This is a genomic window from Pseudohalioglobus sediminis (assembly GCF_008370495.1).
Lineage (GTDB): Bacteria > Pseudomonadota > Gammaproteobacteria > Pseudomonadales > Halieaceae > Halioglobus.
Genome location: NZ_VTUX01000006.1, coordinates 113,526 through 139,201 on the forward strand (window position 1 = coordinate 113,526; position 25,676 = coordinate 139,201).

23 protein-coding genes and 2 tRNA genes are annotated in these 25,676 nt (G+C 60.2%); 8 read left to right on the forward strand and 17 right to left on the reverse strand.

The window, feature by feature from the left end; genetic code table 11:
• The first annotated feature begins 138 nt into the window (after positions 1-138).
• The 6 genes from pcnB (at position 139) to acs (ending at position 6,807) form a co-directional block, all read left to right on the forward strand.
• Complete coding sequence (gene pcnB, locus F0M18_RS13205) at positions 139-1,440, forward strand: polynucleotide adenylyltransferase PcnB (RefSeq protein WP_149611922.1); 1,302 nt, start codon at positions 139-141, stop codon at positions 1,438-1,440.
• On the forward strand, positions 1,437-1,934 hold the full coding sequence (gene folK / locus F0M18_RS13210) for a 2-amino-4-hydroxy-6-hydroxymethyldihydropteridine diphosphokinase (protein WP_149611923.1): 498 nt from the start codon (positions 1,437-1,439) through the stop codon (positions 1,932-1,934). The genes pcnB and folK overlap by 4 nt, the downstream gene beginning before the upstream one ends.
• A gap of 59 nt (positions 1,935-1,993) precedes the next feature.
• Positions 1,994-2,650, forward strand: a complete 657-nt coding sequence (locus F0M18_RS13215) for a deoxynucleoside kinase (protein WP_149611924.1) — start codon at positions 1,994-1,996, stop codon at positions 2,648-2,650.
• 16 nt (positions 2,651-2,666) lie between these two features.
• Positions 2,667-3,458: a 3-methyl-2-oxobutanoate hydroxymethyltransferase gene (panB, locus tag F0M18_RS13220; RefSeq protein WP_149611925.1), complete on the forward strand. Its 792-nt coding sequence runs from the start codon at positions 2,667-2,669 to the stop codon at positions 3,456-3,458.
• A 300-nt stretch (positions 3,459-3,758) separates the two neighbouring features.
• Entirely contained in the window at positions 3,759-4,643 is an 885-nt protein-coding gene (panC, locus tag F0M18_RS13225; protein ID WP_149611926.1) for a pantoate--beta-alanine ligase, read from the forward strand.
• 232 nt (positions 4,644-4,875) lie between these two features.
• Positions 4,876-6,807, forward strand: coding sequence for an acetate--CoA ligase (gene acs / locus F0M18_RS13230; protein ID WP_149611927.1), 1,932 nt, complete (start codon positions 4,876-4,878; stop codon positions 6,805-6,807).
• A gap of 193 nt (positions 6,808-7,000) precedes the next feature.
• Here acs and pnp read toward each other — a convergent pair whose 3' ends face one another.
• The 15 genes from pnp to rlmE all read right to left on the reverse strand — a co-directional run bounded on the left by pnp (position 7,001) and on the right by rlmE (position 22,571).
• Positions 7,001-9,130 carry a polyribonucleotide nucleotidyltransferase gene (gene pnp / locus F0M18_RS13235; protein WP_149611928.1) on the reverse strand — a complete coding sequence of 710 codons (2,130 nt, stop codon included), beginning with the start codon at positions 9,128-9,130 and terminating at the stop codon, positions 7,001-7,003.
• Between the two features lie 75 nt (positions 9,131-9,205).
• Positions 9,206-9,475 (reverse strand): 30S ribosomal protein S15, encoded by a 270-nt coding sequence (gene rpsO, locus F0M18_RS13240; protein WP_149611929.1) that lies wholly within the window; start codon positions 9,473-9,475, stop codon positions 9,206-9,208.
• Between the two features lie 93 nt (positions 9,476-9,568).
• Positions 9,569-10,471: a tRNA pseudouridine(55) synthase TruB gene (gene truB, locus F0M18_RS13245; protein WP_262500947.1), complete on the reverse strand. Its 903-nt coding sequence runs from the start codon at positions 10,469-10,471 to the stop codon at positions 9,569-9,571.
• Between the two features lie 30 nt (positions 10,472-10,501).
• A complete protein-coding gene (rbfA, locus tag F0M18_RS13250; protein ID WP_149611931.1) occupies positions 10,502-10,900 on the reverse strand; it encodes a 30S ribosome-binding factor RbfA in 399 nt (132 codons plus the stop codon).
• Positions 10,901-10,921: 21 nt separating this feature from the next.
• Positions 10,922-13,612 (reverse strand): translation initiation factor IF-2, encoded by a 2,691-nt coding sequence (gene infB, locus F0M18_RS13255; protein ID WP_149611932.1) that lies wholly within the window; start codon positions 13,610-13,612, stop codon positions 10,922-10,924.
• A gap of 52 nt (positions 13,613-13,664) precedes the next feature.
• Positions 13,665-15,158, reverse strand: coding sequence for a transcription termination factor NusA (gene nusA, locus F0M18_RS13260; protein WP_149611933.1), 1,494 nt, complete (start codon positions 15,156-15,158; stop codon positions 13,665-13,667).
• Positions 15,159-15,187: 29 nt separating this feature from the next.
• On the reverse strand, positions 15,188-15,643 hold the full coding sequence (rimP, locus tag F0M18_RS13265; protein WP_149612034.1) for a ribosome maturation factor RimP: 456 nt from the start codon (positions 15,641-15,643) through the stop codon (positions 15,188-15,190).
• A 122-nt stretch (positions 15,644-15,765) separates the two neighbouring features.
• A tRNA-Met gene (locus F0M18_RS13270) sits at positions 15,766-15,842 on the reverse strand.
• Positions 15,843-16,227: 385 nt separating this feature from the next.
• Positions 16,228-16,313 (reverse strand) — tRNA-Leu (locus tag F0M18_RS13275).
• Between the two features lie 12 nt (positions 16,314-16,325).
• Positions 16,326-16,718: a preprotein translocase subunit SecG gene (secG, locus tag F0M18_RS13280; RefSeq protein WP_149611934.1), complete on the reverse strand. Its 393-nt coding sequence runs from the start codon at positions 16,716-16,718 to the stop codon at positions 16,326-16,328.
• Between the two features lie 35 nt (positions 16,719-16,753).
• Positions 16,754-17,500, reverse strand: coding sequence for a triose-phosphate isomerase (tpiA, locus tag F0M18_RS13285; RefSeq protein ID WP_149611935.1), 747 nt, complete (start codon positions 17,498-17,500; stop codon positions 16,754-16,756).
• A gap of 69 nt (positions 17,501-17,569) precedes the next feature.
• Positions 17,570-18,919: a phosphoglucosamine mutase gene (gene glmM / locus F0M18_RS13290; RefSeq protein ID WP_149611936.1), complete on the reverse strand. Its 1,350-nt coding sequence runs from the start codon at positions 18,917-18,919 to the stop codon at positions 17,570-17,572.
• Positions 18,916-19,788: a dihydropteroate synthase gene (gene folP, locus F0M18_RS13295; protein WP_149611937.1), complete on the reverse strand. Its 873-nt coding sequence runs from the start codon at positions 19,786-19,788 to the stop codon at positions 18,916-18,918. Before folP ends, glmM begins: the two co-directional genes overlap by 4 nt.
• 15 nt (positions 19,789-19,803) lie before the next feature.
• Positions 19,804-21,723 carry an ATP-dependent zinc metalloprotease FtsH gene (gene ftsH / locus F0M18_RS13300; protein ID WP_149612035.1) on the reverse strand — a complete coding sequence of 640 codons (1,920 nt, stop codon included), beginning with the start codon at positions 21,721-21,723 and terminating at the stop codon, positions 19,804-19,806.
• Positions 21,724-21,947: 224 nt separating this feature from the next.
• A complete protein-coding gene (rlmE, locus tag F0M18_RS13305; protein WP_149611938.1) occupies positions 21,948-22,571 on the reverse strand; it encodes a 23S rRNA (uridine(2552)-2'-O)-methyltransferase RlmE in 624 nt (207 codons plus the stop codon).
• A gap of 95 nt (positions 22,572-22,666) precedes the next feature.
• Here rlmE and yhbY point away from each other — a divergent pair, with 95 nt between their 5' ends.
• Positions 22,667-22,978 carry a ribosome assembly RNA-binding protein YhbY gene (gene yhbY, locus F0M18_RS13310; RefSeq protein ID WP_149611939.1) on the forward strand — a complete coding sequence of 104 codons (312 nt, stop codon included), beginning with the start codon at positions 22,667-22,669 and terminating at the stop codon, positions 22,976-22,978.
• Positions 22,979-23,085: 107 nt separating this feature from the next.
• Positions 23,086-23,427, forward strand: a complete 342-nt coding sequence (locus F0M18_RS13315) for a hypothetical protein (RefSeq protein WP_149611940.1) — start codon at positions 23,086-23,088, stop codon at positions 23,425-23,427.
• Positions 23,428-23,438: 11 nt separating this feature from the next.
• Here F0M18_RS13315 and feoB read toward each other — a convergent pair whose 3' ends face one another.
• Positions 23,439-25,274: a ferrous iron transporter B gene (gene feoB, locus F0M18_RS13320; protein ID WP_149611941.1), complete on the reverse strand. Its 1,836-nt coding sequence runs from the start codon at positions 25,272-25,274 to the stop codon at positions 23,439-23,441.
• Positions 25,267-25,515, reverse strand: a complete 249-nt coding sequence (locus tag F0M18_RS13325; protein WP_262500948.1) for a FeoA family protein — start codon at positions 25,513-25,515, stop codon at positions 25,267-25,269. Before F0M18_RS13325 ends, feoB begins: the two co-directional genes overlap by 8 nt.
• Positions 25,516-25,676: the final 161 nt, after the last annotated feature.

Sequence of the window (25,676 nt, forward strand, 5' to 3'; positions counted from 1 at the left end):
AACTCCTGAAGTGAGACCTGGATGGGGAAGACACTGTCTTCCCCGTCAACTTACCCCTCTCCCCGCCACCGACACGCGCGACGACTGTGTTAGACTGCGCCGTTGTTAAAACCGCCACGCGAACAGGCTATACCCTTCTTGAAAGTCATCCCCAGAGACCAACACTGCATATCCCGCAAGAACATCAGCGACAGCGCGCTGAAGGTGATGTCGCGCCTGCGTTCACAGGGCCACCAGGCCTACCTCGTCGGCGGCGCGGTCCGGGACCTGCTGCTCGGCGGACATCCCAAGGACTTCGATGTGGCCACAGACGCCACGCCGGAGGACGTACACGGGCTGTTTCGCAATTCACGCATTATCGGCCGCCGCTTTCGCATCGTACATGTGCGCTTTGGGCGGGAAATCATCGAGGTAACCACCTTTCGCGGCCACCATGACAATGGCGAAGAAGACGCACACCCGCAGCGCGGCAACCACTCGCGGCAATCCGACAAGGGCCTGCTGCTGCGCGACAATGTCTACGGCACGCTGGAAGAAGACGCCGTGCGCCGCGACCTCACCGTCAACGCGCTGTACTACGATGCCGGCAAGTTCGAGGTGTTTGACCAGGTCGGCGGCCTGCGCGACCTCGAATCCCGCCTGATCCGCATCATCGGTGATCCGGCCCAGCGCTATCGCGAGGACCCGGTGCGCATGTTGCGCACGGTGCGATTCGCCGCCAAGCTGGGTTTTGATATCGAAAAGACCACTGCCCGGGCCATACCTGCCTGTGCCCCGCTGCTGCGGGAAATACCTTCGGCGCGGCTGTTCGATGAGTTCCTCAAGCTGTTCCTCTCAGGATACGCCGCCAGCACACTCGATGAACTGCTGCGTCACGACCTGCTCCAGTACCTGTTCGCCGAGACCAGCCACATCCTGCACGATGACCAGCACGCACTGGCGCTGATGCGGGCGGCGATGGTGAACACGGATAAACGCATCGCCGAGGACAAGCCGGTGACGCCCGCCTTCCTGCTGGCGGCGCTGCTGTGGCCGGTTGCCCGCCGCGAGGCCACGCACCTTGAGAACCGCGGCGACCCGCCCATGGTGGCCATGCACAGCGCGGCACAGCAAACCATCGGTGAAGCCTGCCAGCAGGTGGCCATACCCCGACGCTTTAGCCAGCCCATGCGTGAAATCTGGGAGTTTCAACTGCGACTGCAGCGCCGGCAGGGGAAAAAGGCGGCAGAGCTGGTTGAACACCGGCGTTTTCGTGCCGCCTATGACTTCCTGCTGCTGCGCGAGCAGGCCGGTGAGGAAACCGGCGGTCTCGGCGAATGGTGGACCGAATTCCAGGAGTTACCGATGGAGCAGCGGCTGAGCAGCGCCCCCGCCGGGACAGACGCGCCCGGCTCGCGCAAGCGCAGATCGCGGCCCCGGCGGCGCAAGCCGAGGCAATGAACGCGGTTTACCTGGGCCTCGGCAGTAACCTGCAGAATCCGCTGGCGCAGTTGCGCGCCGCTGTGCGCTCACTGGACTCACTGCCCGACACCGAGCTGGTCGCCGTTTCCGGTGTCTGGCGCAGCGCCGCCATCGGCCCGGGCGAGCAACCGGACTATCTCAACGCCGTGGCCAGGCTGTCGACAGGCCTCACGCCGCACCAGTTGCTGGACCGGCTGCAGGACATCGAGAACAGCCAGGGCCGGGAGCGCGCTGTGCGCTGGGGAGCGCGCACACTGGACCTGGACATCCTGCTCTACGGCACTATGCAGCTGCATGACGAGCGCCTGGTGATACCGCATCCGCGCATGAGGCAGCGGGATTTCGTGCTGCAGCCCCTGTTTGAGGTCGCAACAGGCACTTTGATGCTGCCCGATGGCGCCGAACTTGGTACATTAGTAGCGGCATGTCCGCCGGGTGAACTCACCCGCACAGACCTGCTTCTCGTGCCCTGAGCTGCGGCCAGAAGGCATGGCGTTAACAGGCCCTGACAAGGGAGAACAAGGCCATCAAAATTGACCTGAACGGGCGCAAACCACCCGCTTACATCGCCGTGGAGGGCCCCATTGGCGTGGGCAAGACCACGCTCGCCAAACGCCTCGCCGATACTTTCAACTACCAGACCCTGCTCGAGGAAGCGGAGCAAAACCCGTTCCTGGAGAAGTTCTACCGCAATCGCCAGCAGGCCGCGCTGGCCACGCAGCTTTTCTTCCTGTTCCAGCGCGCACAGAAACTCCAGGACCTGCGCCAGGCGGACATCTTCGAACCGGTGCGGGTGGCGGACTTCCTCATCGAAAAGGATCCACTGTTTGCCCGCATCAACCTGGACCGGGAAGAATTCCAGCTCTATGAAAAGGTGTACCAGCAGCTGACCATCGATGCGCCGAAACCCGACCTGGTAATCTATCTCCAAGCCTCCACGGATGTGCTGCTGTCGCGTATTGAAAACCGCGGCGTCGCCGCCGAGCAGGCCATAGAAAGGGAGTATCTGGAGCTTCTCAACGAAGTGTACAGTGAGTTCTTTCTATATTACGATGGCGCCCCCCTGCTGATCGTCAATGCCAGTGAAATCGACCTGGCCGGCAGCGACAGGGACTATGAGCACCTGGTGGAGTACCTGCTGGATATCCGCAGCGGGCGCCACTATTTCAATCCAACGTTTTTCGGTTAACGCAGCAAGGTCGCCCATGGGCAAGGTTACTATCAGCACCCTGGACAAGATGAAGGCAAACGGCGAGAAGTTTGTCTGCATCACCGCCTATGACGCCACCTTCGCGCGCATTATCAGCGACGTCGGCGCCGAAACCATCCTGGTGGGTGATTCCCTGGGCATGGTGCTACAGGGCCACGACAGCACCATACCGGTCACCATGGAACACATGGCCTACCACACCGAGTGCGTGTGCAGGGCGGCACCGGATTCACTGGTGATTGCCGATATGCCCTTCATGAGCTACACCAGCCCCAAGCAAACCATGAAGAACGCCACTGAGCTGATGCAGGCCGGCGCGCAGATGGTAAAGATGGAGGGCGGCACTTGGCTCTCCGACAGTATCAGCATGCTGGTAGAACGCGGCATCCCCGTCTGCGCCCACCTGGGGCTTACCCCGCAGTCGGTCAACCAGTTTGGTGGCTTCAAGGTCCAGGGACGCACCCCCAAGGAAGCAAAATCTATCCTCGCCGACGCGGTGGAGATCCAGGACGCAGGCGCCAGCCTGCTGGTGCTGGAATGCATACCGGCAGAACTGGCGACGGATATCAGTTCCAAGCTGGACATACCGGTTATCGGCATTGGCGCCGGTGCCGGTACCGACGCACAGGTGCTGGTCATGCACGACCTGCTCGGCCTGTCGGAACATACCGCACGTTTCGTTGAGAATTTCATGGCCGGGCAGACCACGATCCAGGGCGCACTCGGCGCTTTTGTCAAAGCGGTCAAGTCCGGCGAATACCCTCGCGACGAGCATACCTACAACTGACGCGCCGGCGGGCAACCGCGACCCCACACCACCTGCTCCATACCTGCGGATAGCCCCCCAATGCGGTATGACGGCCGTGTTGTCCGGAATTCATTATTTGTTGTCAGCTGAGCTTAGTTATCGCCAATAAATAGCCCATCGGGGGCAATCGCCGCGCAGAAAATTTCGCCCTGTTCCATTGCCCGACATGGGTGCTTGGGGCATACTTTCGATCCCTTGAGAGCACTGCTTCAGGGCGGATATAACATCGAGTTATATCTGGTTCAGCGTCGCCATACCAGCCGCGAGGAACTGCTAGCTATGCGCACTTGCAACAACAAGGCACAACTGCAGACAGCCGTTAAGCACTGCCGCAAGGAAGGCCAGACCGTGGCTTTCGTCCCCACCATGGGAAACCTGCACCAGGGCCACCTGGACCTGGTACGTAAGGCGAGAAAGCTTTGCGACGTAGTGGTGGTTTCCATCTTCGTCAATCCCTTGCAATTCGGCCCCAACGAAGATCTTGACGCCTATCCGCGGACCATGGCCGCAGACAAGGAAAAGCTGTTCAGCGAGGGCGTGAATATTCTTTACGCACCCGGCGTCGATGACATTTATCCCGAGGGCATGGACCACCAGACAGTGGTCAGCGTTCCGGACCTGGGCGACACGCTTTGCGGCAGCAGCCGCCCCGGGCATTTTGACGGCGTTACCACCGTGGTCAGCAAACTGTTCAACATCGTACAACCTGACACGGCGATATTTGGCGAGAAGGATTTCCAGCAACTTTCCATCGTGCGCAAAATGGTGGAAGACCTGTGCATGCCGATCACCATAGTTGGCGTGGCCACAACGCGTGACCGTGACGGACTGGCAATGAGTTCTCGCAACGGCTACCTCAGCCCGGAAGAACGCCGCATCGCGCCGCTTCTGCACCAGACCCTGAATACCTGCCGTGAGGCGATCGCCTGCGGCTTCGACAATTTCCTGCAACTGGAATCACACGCCCGCATGCAGTTACTGCAGGCGGGCTTTGAGCCGGATTACTTCGCGATACGCGATGCCCGCACACTGCGCGCGGTGACTGACAATACCGAGGAAGTCGCCATTCTTGCAGCGGCGCGCCTGGGCAATACCAGGCTGATCGACAATGTGCGGCTGTCGCTGAACCCGGTGGACGACTGGCGCATGCTGGCCGACGGGTAAGTTTAGTCACTCATAAAGCGTTCCCGCCTCAACCCTGTCAATCACCTTATGCGCGGGGATGACCAAAAAACTGGTCAGGGAATGAGTTCGAAAACGCACAAAGCCAGCACCGAGATCGGCGTGGGAAGGCCATGAATTAACAAATGCCCACCAATTAGACCTTGGTCGGCTTGAATCGTCGGCGTTGCACCGTATCATCATCTGTCCTACATCACTCATTGGAGCGGCAGTCATGTCCGAGTTTCCCACCCATCCGGTGCCAGCCAATTTCAAAGACGCTCACATCAACGCGGAGCAGTACCAGGCGATGTACAAGCGCTCCATTGATGACCCAGAGGGATTCTGGGGTGAAAAAGCGACAGAGTTCCTGAGTTGGGAACAGCCCTGGGACAAGGTCATGGAATACGACTTTGTCAAAGGTACCGCTGAATGGTTCGCCGGTGGCAAGCTGAATGTGAGCTACAACTGTATTGATCGCCACCTGCCCGAACGCGCAGACCAGACCGCGCTGATCTGGGAAGGCGATGACCCCGCCGACAGCAAGCACATCACCTACGGCGAACTGAAAGATCACGTCTGCAAACTGGCCAATGCCCTCAAGGCGAGAGGTGTGAAACGGGGTGACCGCGTTTGCATCTACATGCCCATGATTCCCGAAGCGGCCTATGCCATGCTGGCCTGCACCCGCATCGGTGCTGTTCACTCAATCGTGTTCGGTGGTTTCTCGCCCGACGCCCTGAAAGACCGCATCCAGGATTCCGACTGCCAGACGCTGATCACCGCGGACGAAGGTGTTCGCGGCGGCCGCAAGGTTCCGCTCAAGGTCAACGCCGACAAGGCCCTGGAATCCTGCCCCAACGTGCACACCTGCCTGGTGGTGAAGCGGACCGGTGGCGACGTGGCCTGGAACGATGATCGCGACGTCTGGTACGGCGACCTGGTCGATGCACAGAGCAGTGACTGCGAGCCCGAATCCATGGACGCGGAGGATCCGCTGTTCATCCTGTACACCTCCGGCTCTACCGGCAAGCCCAAGGGCGTGCTGCACACCACCGGCGGTTACCTGCTGCAGGCGAGCATGACCTTCAAGTACGCCTTCGACTATCGCGAGGGAGAGATCTACTGGTGCACCGCCGATGTGGGCTGGGTCACGGGCCACAGCTACATCGTCTACGGCCCGCTCGCCAATGGCGCCATCACCCTGATGTTTGAAGGCGTGCCGACTTACCCGGACGCGGGACGCTGCTGGGAAATTGTCGACAAGCACCAGGTCAACACTTTCTACACCGCACCGACCGCGATCCGCGCCCTGCAGGCCGTTGGCGACGAACCGGTCACCCGTTCTTCACGCGCCAGCCTGCGTCTGCTTGGCACCGTGGGTGAGCCGATCAACCCGGAAGCCTGGGAATGGTATCACCGCGTGGTCGGCGACGGCCGCTGCCCCATCATCGATACCTGGTGGCAAACCGAAACCGGTGCGCACATGATCACGCCGCTGCCGGGCGCCACACCACTGAAACCGGGGTCGGCCACCATGCCTTTCTTTGGCGTCGACCTGGCGCTGCTCAACGAGGACGGCTCCGAAATCGAAGGAGCGGGCGCGGGATACCTGGTTATCAAGGCCTCGTGGCCAAGCCAGATCCGCAGCGTATATGGTGATCACCAGCGCATGGTGGACACCTACTTCAGTAACTACCCCGGCTACTACTTTACCGGCGACGGCGCCTCGCGCGACGAGGACGGCTACTACTGGATTACTGGCCGCGTGGACGATGTACTCAACGTCTCCGGACACCGCATGGGTACCGCGGAAGTAGAGAGCGCCCTGGTGCTGCACGACGATATCGCCGAAGCCGCCGTGGTGGGCTTCCCGCACGATATCAAGGGCCAGGGCATCTATGCCTACGTCACCCCGATGCAGGGTGTGGAGCCCAGCGAGGAGCTGCGACAGGAGCTGATACAGCTCTGCGTGAAGGAAATCGGCCCCATCGCCAAGCCGGATATCATCCAGTGGGCGCCAGGGCTTCCCAAGACCCGTTCCGGCAAAATCATGCGCCGTATCCTGCGCAAGATCGCCGAAAACGAGCTGGACAGCCTGGGGGATACCAGCACCCTGGCTGACCCCTCAGTGGTGGACAGCCTGGTGGAAAACCGGCCCGGCTGATCAACACTGGAGTGAGACCACGGATGGGGCCTACAAGGCCCCATTTTTTTGCCCCGGGGTCATCACCGCTGACCGGGGCCCGGGCTGCCTGCGCTGCAAGATCCCCTGCCACAGCGCGCACTAACAAAAAAGGGGAGGCGCCTGGCGGCGCCTCCCCTCTTCGGGATCGATGTTGTGCTTGAGTCGCGGGGAATTAGTCCTCCGACTCCTCCAGCACAATCTCCTCGTCGGCCACGACTTCATCTTCAAGCAGTTCCTTGATGGAAAGCTTGATGCGGCCACGCTGGTCCACGTCCAGCACCTTCACGCGGACTTCATCGCCCTCGCTGAGGTGATCGGAAACGCTTTCCACGCGCTCGTTGGCAATCTGCGAGATGTGCACCAGGCCGTCCTTGCCAGGCAGGATGTTCACGAACGCGCCAAAGTCGACGATACGCGCCACCTTACCGGTGTACACGGCGCCTACTTCCGCCTCTGCAGTGATTTCCTCGATCATGCCTACCGCCTTGTCGCGCGCGGCCTGGTCCTGGCCGAAGACGCGGACAGTACCGTCGTCATCGATATCGACAGTCGCGCCAGACTCTTCGGTGATGGAGCGGATAGTCGCGCCGCCCTTGCCGATGATGTCGCGGATCTTGTCCGAATCCACCTTCAGGGTCACCATGGAAGGTGCGTTCTCGGAAGTCACCTGACGGCCTTCGGCGATGACCTGGTTCATCTGACCCAGGATGTGCAGGCGCGCCTGCTGGGCCTGCTCCAGGGCAGTCTCCATGATCTGGGAGGTAATGCCCTCGATCTTGATGTCCATCTGCAGCGCGGTCACACCCTCAGCGGTACCGGCCACTTTGAAGTCCATATCACCGAGGTGGTCTTCGTCACCCAGGATATCGGTCAGTACCGCAAACTGGTTGCCGTCCTTGACCAGGCCCATGGCGATACCTGCCACAGGTGCCTTCAGCGGTACACCGGCAGCCATCAGCGACATGGAGCCGACACACACCGACGCCATGGAGCTGGAACCGTTGGATTCGGTAATCTCTGATACCAGGCGCACGGTGTAGGGAAATTCCTCTTCACCCGGCAGCACTGCCGCCAGACCGCGGCGTGCCAAACGCCCGTGACCGACTTCGCGGCGGCTGGTGAAGCCTACGCGGCCCGCCTCGCCCACGGAGTAGGGAGGGAAGTTGTAGTGCAGCATGAACGGGTCACGACGCTCACCTTCCAGGGCATCGATGATCTGCGCGTCACGGGTAGATCCCAGTGTCACGGCGCCGATTGCCTGGGTCTCGCCGCGAGTGAACAGGGCGGAACCGTGAGCCTTGGGCAGGACGTCAACTTCACAGGCGATAGCCCGCACCGTGCGCGTGTCGCGGCCATCGATGCGCGGCTCGCCAGCGAGAATACGCTTGCGCACCAGGTTCTTTTCAACTTTCTTGAACAGCTCTTTCACTGCGTCCGCAGAGGGGCCGTCTTCAGAGGCCAGTGCCGCGACGGCAGCGTCGCGGATCTCGCCGACGCGCGCGTAACGCTCGGACTTGTCAGTGATGCGATAGGCTTCGCCCAGGTCTGCCTTGCACTGCGCTTCGACTGCAGCCAGCAACTCCTCGTTAACCGGTGTCGCCTGCCAGTCCCAGCGCGGCTTGCCAGCCTCGGCGACCAGCTCGTTGATCGCCTGGATGACGGCCTGCATTTCCTGGTGTGCGAACAAAACTGCGCCCAGCATCTGGTCTTCAGTCAGTTCCTTGGCTTCGGATTCCACCATCAATACGGCGTCAGAAGTGCCAGCTACCACCATGTCCAGCTTGGACGATTGCAGTTGTTCGTAGGTGGGGTTCAGCAGGTAGCCGTGCTCTTCGTTGAAACCAACGCGGGCGCCGCCGATGGGCCCGTTGAAGGGCGCGCCTGAAATGGCCAGTGCGGCCGAGGTGCCGATCATCGCGGGGATGTCCGGGTCGATGTGCTTGTCCGCCGACATCACGGTACAAACCACCTGAACTTCATTCATGAAGCCGTCGGGAAACAGCGGACGAATGGGCCGGTCAATCAGACGGCTGGTCAGGGTTTCCTTTTCGCTTGGACGCGCCTCACGCTTGAAAAAGCCGCCGGGGATCTTACCCACGGAGTAGGTCTTCTCAACGTAGTGCACTGCCAGCGGGAAGAAGTCGCGACCTTCGCGCTGGGTCTTTTCTGCAACCACGGTGCAGAGAACCGAGGTGTTTTCGACAGTTACCAGAACCGCACCGGTTGCCTGCCTGGCAATACGGCCGGTTTCCAGGGTGACTGTCTGGCCACCATACTGGAACGTTTTTCTTACTGGATTCACTATTTTTCTCCAATTCTGAATATGACTACCGGGGGGACGGCCATGCGGCCCTTTGCCCCCGGCAGCAGGTATAACTTATCGACGCAGACCGAGTCGCTTGATCAGGTCGCTGTAGCGCGTTACGTCTTTGCGCTTGAGATAGTCCAGCAGCTTGCGGCGCTGGTTTACCATGCGGATCAGGCCGCGGCGGGAGTGGTGGTCGTGCTTGTGCGATTTGAAGTGCTCCTGCAGCTGCTCGATATTTGCTGTCAGCAGTGCTACCTGAACTTCAGGGGAGCCTGTATCGCCCTCGCCTACCTGGTACTCTTTAACGATTGCTGCTTTCTTTTCAGCATTCAAAGCCATTTTCTATTCCTCTTGAATAATCTGCCTCAGGCGGTATCCCACCCTTCATTGATAAAAAGAGCCTGTCCGTGCAGATTGACAGACAGGTTCGCGTCACCCTCCGGTGACTACCAGCCGACGCGGCGCTACACGCCCGTCGTCCAATATTTCTCCTACACCCAGGAACTCACCAGAGTCAAGGGCGATGCGCACCATACCATTACAGGGCGCATTTGGCACCAGTACCGGCTGGCCCTGGCGCATGTAAAAACCGGCTGATTCGCTCAGGGCTACCAGGGGCAGCGCCTTCACCGCGGTGTCTGCGGGCATCAGCAGCTGGTCCATCTTCGCCAGCTCGTCGTTCTGTTTCAGCGCCTCCAGCATCTCCAGTGTGACGCTTTGCTCAAGGCCAAAGGGGCCTGCCTGTGTGCGCCTCAGCGCGCTCACGTAAGCCCCGCAACCGAGGGCCTCACCCAGGTCTTCCGCGATAGAGCGCACGTAGGTGCCCTTGCTGCACTCCAGGTATATATCGACAACCGGCGCCGGGCCGGGTCGAAAATCGCGCAGTTCCAGCCTGTGAATTACCACCCGGCGCGATTCTCGCTCTACCTCAATGCCCTTGCGCGCCAGCTTGTACAGCGGCTGACCGTCTTTCTTGATCGCGGAGAACATGGATGGCACTTGTTCAATTTCTCCGCGGAAACCCGCCAGGGCGCTTTCCACGTCAGCGGCAGTCACCGCCGTGGCATCGCGCGTTTCCAGCACGCTGCCTTCCGCATCACCGCTGTCGGTGGTGGTGCCCAGCACAAAGCTGCTCTCGTAGGCCTTGTCGGCGTCCAGCAAATACTGGGAAAACTTGGTCGCCTCGCCGAAACACAGCGGCAGCACACCGGTGGCAAGCGGGTCGAGACTACCCGTGTGCCCGGCCTTGGCGGCGAAAAACAGGCGCTTGGCCGTTTGCAAAGCCTGGTTGGAGCTCAAACCCTGCGGCTTGTCCAACACGAGAATCCCGTTCACGGGACGCCCGCGCCGGCGCCTCGCCACGGCTCAGGACTCCTCTGCGCTGTCGTCGCGCAATCCCAGGTCCCTGTCCGCATCAGCGGCGCGACGAATCAAATCTTCAAGATCGCGGCCATGACCGACGCTGGTATCAAAGTAAAAGCGCAAATTCGGCACACTGCGCATGCTGCTGTCTTTCGACAACTGGCTGCGCAGGAACCCCGCCGCCCGGTTCAGGGCTTCGGTGGTCTCGGCGGCCTGCTCAGCAGTATCCGCGTCCATCTTGGTGTAATACACCCGCGCATGCCCGAGGTCACGACTCACGTCGACTCCGGTGACACTGACCATACCAACGCGGGGGTCACGGACCTCAGTCTGGATCAGTGTGGCCAGCTCACGCTGCAGATAGTCGGCAACGCGCTGGGTTCTGGCATATTCCTTGGCCATGGCTGGCGACGACGTTCCCGATTACAGGGAACGCGCAATTTCCTTCACTTCGAACACTTCGATGAGGTCACCGACCTTCACATCCGTGTAATTCTTCACGCCGATACCACACTCCATGCCGTTACGGACTTCGTTGGCATCGTCCTTGAAGCGACGCAGTGACTCCAGTTCGCCTTCGTATATCACCACGTTATCGCGCAATACGCGTATTGGCTTGGAGCGATAAACGGTGCCCTCGGTCACCATGCAGCCAGCAATCTGGCCGAACTTCGGCGAGCGGAAGACATCGCGAACCTCGGCGATACCGACGATCTCCTCACGCATTTCAGGGGCCAGCATGCCGGTGAGCGCTGCCTTCACGTCATCGATGAGGTCATAAATGACATTGTAGTAGCGCAGGTCCACGCCTTCGGCCTCTATCAGGCGACGCGCAGCGTTGTCGGCACGCACATTGAAACCAAATATTACCGCGCCCGAAGTGATCGCCAGGGTCACGTCGGTTTCGGCAATACCACCAACGCCGCCCGATACGATGTTGACTTTCACTTCCTCGTTGCCGAGGTCGAGCAGCGCGGTCTGGATAGCCTCCAGCGAGCCGCGTACGTCTGCCTTCACTACCACATTGAGGGTCTTCTTCTCACCCGCGGTCATGCTCTCGAACATATTGTCCAGCTTGGCGGCCTGCTGGCGCGCAAGCCTGGTATCGCGGTTTCTCTCTTGACGGAAATCGGCGATTTCGCGCGCGCGGCGTTCACTTTCCACGGCAGCAAACTGGTCACCTGCGTCCGGCGTGCCGTCCAGCCCGAGAATCTCCACCGGTATGGACGGGCCCGCCTCTTCGATTGGCTGCCCATTCTCATCCAGCATCGCCCTGACGCGGCCGTACTGCACACCTGCCAGCACGATGTCACCCTGACGCAGGGTACCGCTCTGTACCAACAGCGAGGCCACGGGACCACGGCCCTTGTCGAGGCGGGATTCGATCACAATGCCCTGTGCAGGGACGTCGCGCGGCGCCTTCAATTCAAGCAGTTCCGACTGCAGCAGCACAGCTTCCAGCAGTTCGTTTACACCGTCTCCCGTATGCGCAGACACGGGGATGAACTGCGTATCGCCGCCCCAGTCCTCGGGGATCACGTCCTTGGCTGCGAGCTCATTTTTCACACGATCCGGATCGGCGCCTTCCTTGTCCATCTTGTTGATGGCCACAATCAAGGGCACTTCGGCTGCCCGGGCGTGTTGTACCGCCTCCTCGGTTTGCGGCATTACGCCGTCGTCGGCAGCCACCACCAGGATCACGATATCCGTGCTCTTGGCACCCCGCGCACGCATTGCGGTGAACGCGGCGTGGCCGGGTGTATCGAGGAAAGAAATCATGCCGTGGTCTGTGTCCACGTGATAGGCACCGATGTGCTGGGTGATACCACCGGCCTCACCAGAAGCCACATGACTTTTGCGAATGTAGTCGAGCAGCGAGGTTTTACCGTGGTCAACGTGCCCCATGACTGTCACCACCGGCGCACGCGGCTCGGGCGTACCTTCGCCTGTGTGTTGTGCCAGGGTCTCTTCGAAGCTTTCCTCTACAGCATCCGCGCTGACCATCTTGACCTTGTGACCCATCTCTTCCACTACCAGGGTAGCGGTATCCTGATCGATCATCTGGTTGATGTTGGCCATCACGCCCAGCTTCATCAGTTCCTTGATGACTTCACCGGCCTTGACCGACATTTGCTGGGCAAGGTCACCGACCGCGATCATATCGCCTACGGCGACCTCTACGGCCTTCTTGGCGGTAGGCATTTCAAATCCATGCTTGCCGTGCTCCTCGTGCGTAGCCTTCAGCTTCTTGCGATTGCGGCGACGCGCCATACCGGACTCTGCACGGTCCAGATCTGACAGTGACAGGTTGTGGCCGCGCTGCTTGCCGCGCCCCGGTGGGGCGTTGCGATCGAGACGACCGTGCTTCTTCTTGCGCTGTTCCGCAGCGGGGCTGGCACTGGGCGCTTCGTGTAAACGCTTGGGTCGCTTGACGGCATCAGCGGCCTTGTCAGCCTTGGTTTTCGCCTCTGCTTCCGCTTTCTTGCGCTCATCTTCAGCCTTGCGCGCTTCCAGGACGGCTTTGCGGGCAGCGGCTTCTTCGGCCTCACGCACCTTGCGGCGCGCGGCAGCACGCTGGCGCAGAATCTCGGGATCGATATTCGCCAGGTCTTCTTCAGGCTCTGGCTCCGGCTCCGGTTGCACCGCTGCGTCCTCAGCTGCTTTAGCAGCGGCTTCAGCGGCGGCGGCCGCGGCTTCTGCTTCGGCCTGGGCTGCAGCAGCTTCGGCTTCGGCGGCTTCTGCCTCTGCCTCACGCGCTGCCTCTTCCGCCGCAGCGGCTTCCTCAGCTGCCTTGGCTTCCGCCTCCAGCTCGGCGGGATCACGTTTCACGTAGGTACGCTTCTTGCGCACTTCCACGTTGACTGTCTTCCTGCCCTGGGAACCCGAAGTCTTCAGGGTACTGATTGTCTTGCGCTTCAGCGTGATGCGCTTGGGTGCGTCAGTCGACTCACCGTGACTGCGTTTCAGATAGGCAAGCAGCGTCTGCTTGTCCTCATCAGATACAGCCTCCCCCGCCTCAGCGTGAGGCAGACCCGCTTCTTTCATCTGCGTCAGCAGACGCTCAACGGATGCACCCACTACTTTCGCGAGTTGCTCTACTGTCACCTGCGCCATGCAATATTCTCCTTGCTACCCTGTTTCTGTGTGTCTGCCCTACCGCGACCGCTTATTCTTCGGCCTCGGCAAACCAGGGTGCGCGCGCGGTCATGATCAACTCACCCGCACGCTCTTCTGTCATTTCTTCGATATCCATCAGGTCTTCAACGCCCTGCTCGGCAAGATCCTCCATGGTGACGATGCCGCGGCTGGCCAATATGTAGGCTAGGTGACGGTCCATTCCATCCATGGTAAGCAGGTCTTCGGCGGGCTCGTTGGCACCCAATTGTTCTTCAGATGCAATTGCCTGTGTCAGCAGCGCATCTTTCGCCCGCGCACGCAGTTCCTCGGCGATATCCTCATCGAAGCCCTCGATCGCGGTCATTTCTTCCAGCGGCACGTAAGCCACTTCTTCCAGCGTGGTGAAGCCCTCTTCTACCAGGATGTCGGCTACTTCTTCGTCCACGTCCAACTGCTCACAGAACAGGTTGATTACCTGGCCGGCTTCGGCCTCGTGCTTCTCCGCCGCTTCTTCGAGGCTCATCACGTTGATGGTCCATTCGGTCAGCTCGCTGGCAAGGCGCACGTTCTGGCCACTGCGGCCAATAGCCTGAGCCAGGTTGTCCTCGGAGACAGCGACATCCATGGTGCCCGAGTCCTCGTCGACAACAATCGACTCCACCTCAGCGGGCGCCATCGCGTTGATGACCAGTTGTGCCGGGTTATCGTCCCAGAGCACGATGTCCACGCGCTCATTGTCGAGCTCGTTCGAAACTGCCTGTACCCGCGAGCCGCGCATACCAACGCAGGCACCAACCGGGTCAATGCGTTGATCATTTGTCTTGACTGCAATCTTGGCTCGCGAACCCGGATCGCGCGCTGCGGCACGTATCTGAATTACCTCTTCGGAGATTTCCGGCACCTCGATCTTGAACAGCTCTATCAACATTTCCGGGCAGGCGCGGCTGAGTATGAGCTGCGGTCCACGGGTCTCAGTGCTGATTTCCTTGAGGATGGCGCGCACGCGATCATTCACGCGGAACGTCTCACGGCCAACCAGTTCGGAGCGCGGCAGCAAACCTTCTGCATTACTGCCAAGATCTACAATGACATTATCGCGTGTAACTTTCTTGACCGTACCCGCTACCAGTTCGCCCACGCGATCCTGATACTCTTCAACCACCTGCGCACGCTCTGCATCGCGAACACGCTGCACGATAACCTGCTTGGCGGTTTGCGCTGCAATGCGGCCGAAGCCAACGTTCTCTACCACTTCTTCGTAGATATCGCCGGGCTTCAGGCTGGGGTCTTTCTCTGCCGCTTCTTCCGTCGTGAACTGGGTGCCAAGCAGCGCCAACTCTTCATCTGGAACCACCAGCCAACGGCGCCTGGTGACGTAATCACCGGATTCCCGGTCGATGGTGACCTCGATATCCGACTCCTCGTCGTAGCGCTTCTTTGTAGCAGTCGCCAACGCCAGCTCTATCGCCTCGAAGATGATGTCCTGGGACACCCCTTTCTCGTTGGACACAGCCTCCGCTACCAGCAGAATTTCCTTCGTCATTTATAGCCTCGCCAGTTCACATACCGCAATCAGATGCGGGGTTGCACACGCGCCTTCTCTATGGCGCTATGGGGCAACAGGTATTCGTGTTCATCTACCTGCACTACGACATCATCACCCTCGATGCCCTTGAGAATGCCTTTAAATTTACGCCTGCCTTCGAACGCGCGGCGTAAGCGCAGTTCAACAGGCTCACCGCTGTAGGCGGGATATTGCTCAAGTTTGAACAGCAGGCGATCCATACCAGGTGAAGACACTTCGAGCGTGTATTCGCCAGTGATGGGGTCTTCCACATCCAGCACGCTGCCGATCTGCTCGCTTACCGCGGCGCAATCGTCAACGGAGATCCCGTTCTCGTGCTCTATGTACACGCGCAGCAAACTGTGCCGGCCCTGGGACAGGTACTCCAGGCCCCACAGTTCGAAGCCCAGGGCCTCTACAGTCGGTTCCAGCAGTGTCTGGATCTGTTGCTCTTTGCTGGCCACGCCGATGCGACTCTCCACATGTAAAAAAACCCCATCAGGGGTTCTCGCACAAACGAAAAAGCCCCTTAAAAAAGGGGCTTTTTCGTTTACACGTCGCCGTTACGGAGCGGGCGACGTATTGTTGGTAGCGGGGGCCGGATTTGAACCGACGACCTTCGGGTTATGAGCCCGACGAGCTACCAGGCTGCTCCACCCCGCATCAATACTTCCTCGCTGTGAAGCCCCTTGGCTTTCACATCAGGGCGGTCTCGTCGTCCCGCCCCAAATTCGAGGCTGTGCATTATAGGTACCGCCCCTACCGGGGTCAACCCAAATGCGGTGCGTTTTTCAGGGGAATTTTGCGCCCGCGGATCAGCTGCCTTTTCCGCAGTTGGCCAGCGCTTCCGAGGGAGATAAAAATCCCGCCAATTGTGTGATTGTCATCGTGAGCAATTCAGGACGACTGCAGGCAACGGAAGCACAGCAGCTTATGAAAAATGGTGCCGAAGGCGGGCCTTAACGCGGCCGGCGAGGTGCGGCCGGCGAGGTGCGACCGGCCAGGGCCGCACGAACACTCTGCTGAAAACAGAGCAGGCCTGCAAAGATGGTGCCGAAGGCGGGACTTGAACCCGCACGAGCATAGCTCACTACCCCCTCAAGATAGCGTGTCTACCAATTCCACCACTTCGGCGTTGTTTCCAGTTTAATCCAGTTGCGGCAGATCCCCTTCAGGCTGCTCTGCGCCACTGCCGCTTGCCGCTGGTATCGCATCGTCAACCACTGGCAACTCTTCGTCCACCACCGCGCCGCCAGACTGGACTGACGCCGGGGGTATATCGATACCCAGTTCGTTGACTGGCTGCGATGCATTCTTGGCAATCAGTGCCAGGCCAAAACTGGTTGCGAAGAAGAGCGCCACCAGCCAGGCAGTGGAGCGCGTCAACACGTTGCCACTGCCATCCGAGCCAAACAGGGTTTGCGAGGCGCCCGCGCCGAAAGATGCGCCCATATCTGCGCCCTTTCCCTGTTGCAGCATGATCAGGCCAATAATGGCCAGTGCCACCAGCAGGTGCGCCACAAGTATAATCTGTTCCATTCTATCCAAGTCCCTCCAGGGGACAGTTCACTTCGCTATTCAGGCACCGCCGCAGTGACGATTGCCTGGAAATCCTCGGCCACCAGGGCTGCTCCGCCCACCAGTGCGCCATCTATATCCTGTTGTGCGAATAACTCCGCAGCATTTCCCGGCTTTACGCTGCCGCCGTACAGCACGCGCGTCGCCGCCGGATCAACGCCCAAACCGGCCAGTTCGCCGCGAATAAACGCATGCATATCCTGTGCCTGTTGCGGGGTTGCCGTGAGACCAGTACCAATAGCCCAGACCGGCTCATAAGCAATCACCAGGCCCGCGAGCGTATCAACACTCTCAAGAGCACCGCGCAACTGCGCGGCCACCACGGTCTCAGCCTCATCCGCTTCACGTTGCTCGCGGGTCTCGCCAACGCAGAAAATCGGCTTCAGCCCCGCGGCCATGGCTGCCTTCAGTTTGGCCGAGATCAGGTCCTCGCCCTCGCCGTGATACGCCCTGCGCTCGGAGTGACCGATAATCACCCACTGACATCCCAGCTCGGCGATCATTGGCGCGGCCACCTCTCCGGTGTACGCACCTTCCACGGCATGACTGCAGTCCTGCGCTCCCACCTCAACAGATGATGCGCGACACAGGTCAATGGCCTGCGGAAGATGTACATACGTAGGGCAGACAACTACCTCTACGGCCTCAGGGACGCCGCCTTCAACCAACGCACCGAGCAACTCCGAGACGCTCTGCGCGGAGCCGTGCATCTTCCAGTTTCCTGCAACCAGTGGCTGACGCATATGACCCCCCGGACAAAAAAGCGGCGGCAATCTTAACGGAGTTACCAGTTAGAGGCAAGGCGTCCCGGCTCAGGTAAGACAACGCTCCACGTCTGCCGCCAGACGCTGGCACAGTGTGTGCACCTCGGCCTCGTCTTCACCCTCCACCATCACCCGTACCACCGGCTCTGTGCCGGAAGGGCGCAGCAGCACCCGGCCCCGGGATCCCAGCTCCTGCTCCACGCGGGCGACAGCCTCGGCCACCTGTGGGTAGTCTTCCAGGTTTACCTTGCCCGCCATACGCACATTGATCATGGTCTGCGGGTACTTGGTCATGCCCGCGCGTAACGCGGCAAGTGTTTCGCCCGATTCTCGCACCGCCCGCAGGACCTGCAGTGCCGCCACAATGCCATCGCCGGTGGTGGTGATATCGCTGCAGATTATATGGCCAGATGATTCCCCGCCAAGGTGCCACCCCTCCGCCTCCATCATTTCCTTGACGAAGCGATCGCCCACCTGGGCCCGCGCCAGCTCCAGGCCGGCATCGCGCAGGGCAATTTCCATACCCAGGTTGGTCATCAGCGTACCGACCACGCCGGCATCACTGGAACCAGTGGCCAGGCGATGCCTGGCGATCACGTAAATCAACTCATCGCCATCGACAAGTTCGCCATTGGCGTCCACGAACAGCACCCTGTCCCCATCACCATCAAAAGCGATGCCAAGATCGGCGTTGCGCTCACGCACCAGTGCGGACAGCGCTGCCGTATCGGTGGAACCGACGCCTTCGTTAATATTGAACCCGTCGGGCTGCGTACCCATGCCGAGCACTTCCGCGCCCAGCTCCGAGAACACGCCCGGGGCGATATGGTAGGTGGCGCCATTGGCGCAATCCACGGCGATACGCATACCGCGCAGGTTAAAACCTTCGGGCACCGTGGACTTGCAGAATTCGATGTAGCGACCGGCGGCATCAACCACGCGCAGGACCTTGCCGATTTGCCGTGAACCCACTGTTTCCAGGTCGTGCTCAAGTTCGGCTTCAATAGCCAGCTCTATTTCGTCAGGCAACTTGGATCCACTGGCGGAGAAAAACTTGATGCCATTGTCCTGAAAGGGGTTGTGGGAGGCACTGATGACGATGCCGGCGTCTGCAGACAGTGTCTGGGTCATCAGGGCCACCGCGGGAGTCGGCATCGGCCCCAGCAGCTTCACATCGACCCCGGCGGCCACGAGCCCCGCTTCCAGGGCGGACTCGAACATGTAACCGGAGACCCTGGTGTCTTTACCGATAATGACCAGGCAGCGGCCTTCGCTGCCGGCCAGGCGTGAGAATACACGCCCACATGCCCAGCCCAGCTTGAGCATAAAGTCAGGCGTAATAGCGCCCTCTCCCACTTCACCGCGAATACCGTCGGTGCCAAAATACTGTCGTGTCATATTTTTATCCGTTCCATCAGGGCGGCGCACATAGCCAGGGCGTCGCTGGTCTCAGCCACATCATGAGTGCGTATGATGGCAGCACCGCGCTCCACAGCCAAGACAGCGAGCGCCAGGCTGGCCGGGAGTCGCTGGTCCACGTCGCGGCCTATCAACTGGCCTATCATGGATTTGCGCGACAAACCCACCAGTAACGGCATGCCCAGCCCGGCCAACTGCGGCAGGCCCGCAAGCAGTTCCAGATTATGCTGCACCGACTTGCCAAAGCCGAAGCCGGGGTCGATCAGCAGGCGATGACGCGGGATGCCGGCGTTTTCACAGGCACTGATCCGCTGCTGAAGAAACGTGGTCACTTCCGGCACAACCTCGGTATAGCGAGGCGCATCCTGCATGTTGCCAGGCTCACCGCGCATGTGCATAAGGCACACCGGCAGGCCGCTGGCTGCCGCGGCCTCCAGCGCACCTTCCCTGCGCAGTGCACGCACGTCATTGATAATCCCCGCCCCGCGCGCCGCGCTTTCACGCATTACCGCCGGGCAGCTGGTATCAACGGAAATCACCACATCCAGCTCTGCGCTGATCCGCTCGACCAGGGGCAGAACGCGATCCATTTCCTCGGCTTCGCTGACCGGCGTGGCACCGGGGCGCGTGGACTCACCACCTATATCAAGTATCGCAGCACCGCTGTCCACCATGTCGGCGGCGCGGCGCAAGGCGAGGTCCAGGTCCGGTTGCTCACGGCGATACAGCGTGCCACCGTCAGAGAATGAATCGGGGGTAATATTAATGACCCCCATGACCCGGGGGCGTGAAAAATCCAGTAAGCGCCCGGCACAATCCAGTGCCGGGGCTCGTTGTTTACTGGTCATCGAGGCGCCGCGGGCTCAGTGTTCGCCGGCTGGGCCACCTATGGGACGGCTGGAGTCTGAGCTGTCGTCGACCGGTTTGGCCTCGGTAGTACCGCCGCCGGGTGAGTCCTCGTCCCAGTCACTCGGTGGGCGCGGCGTACGTCCTGCCATGATGTCGTCGATCTGGTCGCTATCGATGGTCTCGTACTTCATCAGCGCATCCGACATCAAGTGCAGCTTGTCTTCGTTCTCTTTCAGGATGCGCGTGGCAGTCTCGTAGCATTCGTCGATGATGCGACGTACTTCCACGTCTATCTGGCGCGCCGTGTCGTCTGAAATACCCTGGTGGGGCTGGGCCGCACTGCGCCCCAGGAACACTTCCTCACCGCCCTCGTCGTACATCAGCGGCCCCATGGTGTCAGACAGGCCCCACTGGGTGACCATCTTGCGGGCTATTTCTGTGGCGCGCTGGATATCATTGGATGCGCCGGTGGTAATACCGTCGCGGCCCAGGGTCATCTCTTCGGCGATACGGCCACCAAACAGGCTGCAAATCTGGCTGATAATGTGCCGGCGGCTGTGGCTGTAACGGTCTTCCTCGGGCAGGAACATGGTGACGCCAAGGGCGCGACCGCGCGGGATAATGCTGACCTTGTAGACCGGATCATGCTCCGGTACCAGCCTGCCGACAATCGCGTGGCCGGCCTCGTGGTAAGCGGTGTTGCGCTTCTCGTCTTCGGACATGACCATGGATTTGCGCTCCGCGCCCATCATGATCTTGTCCTTGGCCAGTTCAAACTGCTGCATACCCACCGTGCGCACGTTGGCACGCGCGGCAAACAGGGCCGCCTCGTTCACCAGGTTTGCCAGGTCCGCGCCGGAAAATCCGGGGGTACCGCGAGCGATTTTTCCTGGCTGTACATCTTCGGCCAGTGGCACTTTGCGCATGTGTACCTTGAGGATCTGTTCACGACCGCGAATATCGGGCAGGCCCACTACGACCTGGCGGTCAAAGCGGCCCGGGCGTAAAAGCGCGGGATCCAGCACATCGGGTCGGTTGGTGGCGGCGATAACAATGACACCGTCATTGACTTCGAAGCCGTCCATTTCCACCAGCAACTGGTTCAGGGTTTGTTCGCGCTCGTCGTGACCACCGCCAAGACCCGCACCGCGATGACGGCCCACGGCATCGATCTCGTCGATGAAGATGATGCAGGGAGCCTGCTTCTTGGCCTGCTCGAACATGTCGCGTACTCGGGACGCACCCACACCGACGAACATCTCCACGAAATCGGATCCGGAAATGGAGAAGAAAGGCACCTTGGCCTCGCCGGCAATCGCTTTTGCCAGCAAGGTCTTACCGGTACCGGGCTGCCCCACCATAAGCACGCCGCGGGGGATGCGGCCACCGAGTTTCTGGAAACGACTGGGATCGCGCAGGAACTCCACCAGTTCCTGCACATCTTCCTTGGCTTCATCCACACCCGCCACATCGGCAAAGGTAGTGGTGATCTGGTCTTCACCCAGCAGGCGCGCCTTGCTCTTGCCAAAGCTCATCGGGCCGCCACGGCCGCCGGCTCCGCCCTGCATCTGGCGCATAAAGAACATGAACACGGCGATAATAATCAGGATCGGGAAGGAAGCGACCAGCAGTTGCGTCCAGACGCTCTGTTGTTCCGGTTTCTTGCCCTCGACCACCACGCTGTGCTCGAGCAGGTCGTCGATCAACTTGGGATCTTCGATCATCGGGCGAACCGTCTCGAAACGGGTGCCGTCGAAGCGCTCGCCCGTGATGGTGAGGCCGTCCACAGTGACCTTGCGCACCTGGTCCTGCTGAATTTCCTGAATAAATTCAGAATATTGCAGCTGCTCGGACGGGCTCTGCATATTAAAGTTGTTGAACACCGACAACAAAACGGCGGCTATCACCAACCACAACAATAAATTTTTCACCATATCGTTCAACGCTGCTTCCTCATCGGAGACACCTTAACGGGGCCGGCCAGAAATCTGGCCTACACAGCCTCACTCCTCAATTATAGCTTCTCGCCTGACATGCGAGGGGGTCGTTGGATATACGCGCGAGCAACCGCTGTGGACCTGCGCGAAATCTGGATAAATCTGGCCACCAATGTACTACAGATGGGGTCGTACGGCCATGTTTCAAGCGCCACACACCATCAATCGCGAAAGCCTGTCGCCACCAGGTACACTTCCCGTGAGCGCGGCCGGGAGGCCTTGGGCTTGCGGGTCAGGACCCGGTCGAAGCTGTCGCGGGTTTCACGGAACAACTCATCGAAGCCCTCTCCCTGGAAAACCTTGGCCACAAACACCCCGCCAGGACACAGAACCCGGCGCGCCAGGTCCAGGGCCAACTCGACAAGGTACATCGCCCGTGGCTGGTCAACGGCCGTCATGCCGCTCATATTCGGGGCCATATCGGAAATCACCACATCCACAGGGTGATCACCGAGACACGCCAGTATGCGCTCGAATACCGCCTCCTCGGTGAAGTCGCCCTCAATAAACTCGACGCCAGCCAGACTATCCATCGGTAGGATATCGGACGCCACCACGCGACCGCTGTGGCCCACCAGTTCGACAGCCACCTGCGACCAGCCGCCGGGCGCACTGCCCAGGTCCAGCACGGTCATACCTGGCCGTATAAACCGGTCTTTTTGCTGCAGTTCCAGCAACTTATAGCAGGCGCGACTGCGGTAACCCTCCCGCTGCGCCTGTTGCACATAGGGGTCGTCCCGATGCTCTTTCAACCAGGCTTTGCTGGATGAGCGTTTTTTGGCCATAGATTTACCGCAGTTTCATCAGTATCGGGAACCAGGTCCGTTGTGTAGAATACGCGCCCCTCGGGCGGTGACGCCTATTGTACCGTGGATTCACTATGAGCAAGAAAAACAACGAGGACACCAGGCAACTTCGCGCCATCGGGCACAAGCTCAAGCCTGTGGTCACTGTAGCCGGCAACGGCCTCTCGGACACTGTGCTGGCGGAAATCGAGCGCGCGCTGGACCAGCATGAACTGATCAAGATAAAACTGGCCGTCGGCGATCGCGAGACCAAGCGCGCCCTCACTGAAACCCTGTGTGAGCGCTGCAACGCCAGGCTGATACAGAGCATTGGCAATGTCATCCTGATACTTCGCCGCACCAGCCAGCCCGATCCCCGGCTGTCCAACCTCCTGCGCCCTGTCTAAGTACCCTCGCGCAGCCGAGCAGTGCCTGCACCTGCGATGAGCCACCCGCATGGACTCACCCGGGCCGACTGGGATAAAGTCATGCTGTCAGGGGTGGAGGCCATACCATGGGTGACGTGCTGGAATTTCCTTCTAGGCAGGCGCAGGGCCTGGCGTTCCTGGATCGCCAGATCAGGGACCTGCTCACTGCCAAGGGCGCCGACGAAGCCCTCGTAGACCACGCCGCCAGCCAGCTGAACCGCATCTACACCCGTATCACCAATGCGCAGCAATACCAGTTTACGGTGCGCCTGCCGGACGCTATCAGCGAGACCGAGCGCCAGGCACTGCAAAGCGACATCGAGACGGGCCTCGAGCAACTGCGCAGGGACAATCACCGGTTGCTGGTGGAACTGGTTGCGGAACTGGTGCTGGCGGAAATGAAAGGCTTCGAACTGTCCCGGCGCTGACAGGCTACTGCTCAGCCAACAAACCAGCCCGTCACCTGGTAGACCACAATGCCCGCCACATAGGCCAGCAGGAAGTAGCCACAAAACATTTTCAGTGCCAGGCCCCGCGACGAACTCTCCTTGGACAGAATGGCCAGGGTAGAGACGCACTGCAGCGCAATCGCGAAAAACACCAGCAGTGCCAGCCCGGAACCCAGTGCCAACTGGCTGGACTGGATGTGTTCCACCAGTGGCACCATGTTCTCATCAGCGCCCTCGATGCCAAAGATGGTACCCAGGGTCCCCACGAACACCTCACGCGCGGCAAAAGAGGTGAATATGGCCACCCCGTAACGCCAGTCCAGCCCCAGTGGCTCGAACAGGGGCTCCACCACTCGCCCGATCTGGCCCAGCCAGGACTGCCCGAGATCAGCACCGTAATTGGGGAAGTAACCCAGTACCCATATGAGAAGGGTCACGGTGAAGATGATCTTGCCGGCCTTGGTCACGAAGTGCCTGGCCCGGTTCACGGAGTTGCGCAGTATGGGCACAAAGCCGGGCACACGATACGGCGGCAGTTCCAGCACGAAGGGCAGGTCCTGGTAGCGTTGGCCCGCCACACGCGATACCAGGCCGGTGATCAACAGGCCACAGAACATACCGAAGAAATAGATGCCGAACATTGCCAGGCCCTGCCACCCCAGCAGCCCGCCGAGTGCGGTCTGCGCCGGTATGAATGCGGCAATCAGCAGGCTGTACACGGGCAGACGGGCGCTACAGGGCATCAACGGGATGGCCATATAGGTCAGTAAACGCTTGCCCGGGGAGTCGATCGCTCGCGCGGCGTAGATCGCGGGTATGGCACAGGCGGTGCCGGACAACAGCGGAATGAAGCTTTTGCCAGTGAGGCCGAAGAACCGCAGGGGCTTATGGCAGATCAGTGCAGCACGGGCCATATAACCCGAATCTTCCAGCAGGCCGATAATAAAGGTCAGCACGAAGATCTGTGGCACGAAAACGAGGAAAGCACCCACACCGCTGAACAAGGCATCCGCGGTGAAATCCGCAGCCACCTGGTTTCCCAGCAGCGGCACCACACGATCTGCAGACCAGGCAAGCGCTCCCTCCACGGCATCCATGGCCGGTGCCGACCAGGTAAAAATGGACTGGAACAACAGGTACATGATCACAAAAAAGGCGACACCGCCGGTCAGGGAATGCAGGAAGAAACTGTCCAGCCTGTGCTGTGTCCGGATCAGGATATCGTCGCGGGGGCCAAAGCGCCGCGCCAGTTGGTGCGCCTCGCCGCGCAGGATGGCGTCCGGCGTTTCAGTGAGGTGACTACGCGTCACGCCAGCTTCGGGCAGCGGCCGCGACAGCGCGGCGATCACCGCATCGACACCCTTGCCGGTGCGCCCGGAAATTGGCAGTACCGGCGTATACAGTGCAGCCGACAGGCCCTCCACATCCAAATCCAGACCATGTTTGTCGAGCACGTCAATCATGTTTGCCAGCACCGTCACCGGCTTGCCATGGCGTTCGCAGTCGCGGATCACCTGCAGCGTAAAATACAGGCTTTTCTCCAGCCGCGTGGCATCAATCAGACACAGCACCTGCTCCACTTCCGGGTCGCACAGCGCATTCTCAAAGTAGCCGACTGCCACCTCTTCCTCTGCGGAGATGGCTTGCAGCGAATACGTGCCGGGGAAGTCGACCAGTTGTTTATCCGGCAGCGCCTGCAGATTTCCGCTGCCGATATCCACGGTGATGCCCGGGAAGTTGGCGACTTTGTGCGCCAGGCCGGTAAGACGGTTGAACAGCAGGCTTTTGCCGGAATTGGGACTACCGATCAGTATGATCTTACTCACCAGCGGGCTCCTTCCTCACCAGCACATGGGTCGCAACCTCGTCGTCCAGCGAATAGACCGTGTTGCTGACCCGATAAACCTTGGGTGCGCCAAAGGCGAGGGAGTGCAGACAGGTTACCCGCTCACCCACATGAAAGCCGAATTCCATCAGGCGTATGCGATACTTTTCTGCCAGGGCATCGTCATAGCCCACGATTTCGCAGCAGTCGCCTGCCTGCAGGGACCATAAGGTCTGGTTCACGTCGGATAAATCCATAAAACCTGTCGGGATAAGCCGACCAGACTAACATTAATGATAACGATTTGCATTAAGCTGACGACACCTAAGCGATTCGATTGGACAAATGCCAGCCTATGCCCCACCTTATAGCTAGTGTTCTGACTTCACTTAACGAGGATTCC

Coding starts and splice junctions, on each gene's coding strand:
- folK (WP_149611923.1), top strand. CDS start 1,437: ATGAACGCGGTTTACCTGGGCCTCGGCAGTAACCTGCAGAATCCGCTG.
- panB (WP_149611925.1), top strand. CDS start 2,667: ATGGGCAAGGTTACTATCAGCACCCTGGACAAGATGAAGGCAAACGGC.
- panC (WP_149611926.1), top strand. CDS start 3,759: ATGCGCACTTGCAACAACAAGGCACAACTGCAGACAGCCGTTAAGCAC.
- acs (WP_149611927.1), top strand. CDS start 4,876: ATGTCCGAGTTTCCCACCCATCCGGTGCCAGCCAATTTCAAAGACGCT.
- rpsO (WP_149611929.1), bottom strand. CDS start 9,475: ATGGCTTTGAATGCTGAAAAGAAAGCAGCAATCGTTAAAGAGTACCAG.
- rbfA (WP_149611931.1), bottom strand. CDS start 10,900: ATGGCCAAGGAATATGCCAGAACCCAGCGCGTTGCCGACTATCTGCAG.
- infB (WP_149611932.1), bottom strand. CDS start 13,612: ATGGCGCAGGTGACAGTAGAGCAACTCGCGAAAGTAGTGGGTGCATCC.
- nusA (WP_149611933.1), bottom strand. CDS start 15,158: ATGACGAAGGAAATTCTGCTGGTAGCGGAGGCTGTGTCCAACGAGAAA.
- secG (WP_149611934.1), bottom strand. CDS start 16,718: ATGGAACAGATTATACTTGTGGCGCACCTGCTGGTGGCACTGGCCATT.
- tpiA (WP_149611935.1), bottom strand. CDS start 17,500: ATGCGTCAGCCACTGGTTGCAGGAAACTGGAAGATGCACGGCTCCGCG.
- glmM (WP_149611936.1), bottom strand. CDS start 18,919: ATGACACGACAGTATTTTGGCACCGACGGTATTCGCGGTGAAGTGGGA.
- folP (WP_149611937.1), bottom strand. CDS start 19,788: ATGACCAGTAAACAACGAGCCCCGGCACTGGATTGTGCCGGGCGCTTA.
- ftsH (WP_149612035.1), bottom strand. CDS start 21,723: ATGGTGAAAAATTTATTGTTGTGGTTGGTGATAGCCGCCGTTTTGTTG.
- rlmE (WP_149611938.1), bottom strand. CDS start 22,571: ATGGCCAAAAAACGCTCATCCAGCAAAGCCTGGTTGAAAGAGCATCGG.
- yhbY (WP_149611939.1), top strand. CDS start 22,667: ATGAGCAAGAAAAACAACGAGGACACCAGGCAACTTCGCGCCATCGGG.
- F0M18_RS13315 (WP_149611940.1), top strand. CDS start 23,086: ATGGGTGACGTGCTGGAATTTCCTTCTAGGCAGGCGCAGGGCCTGGCG.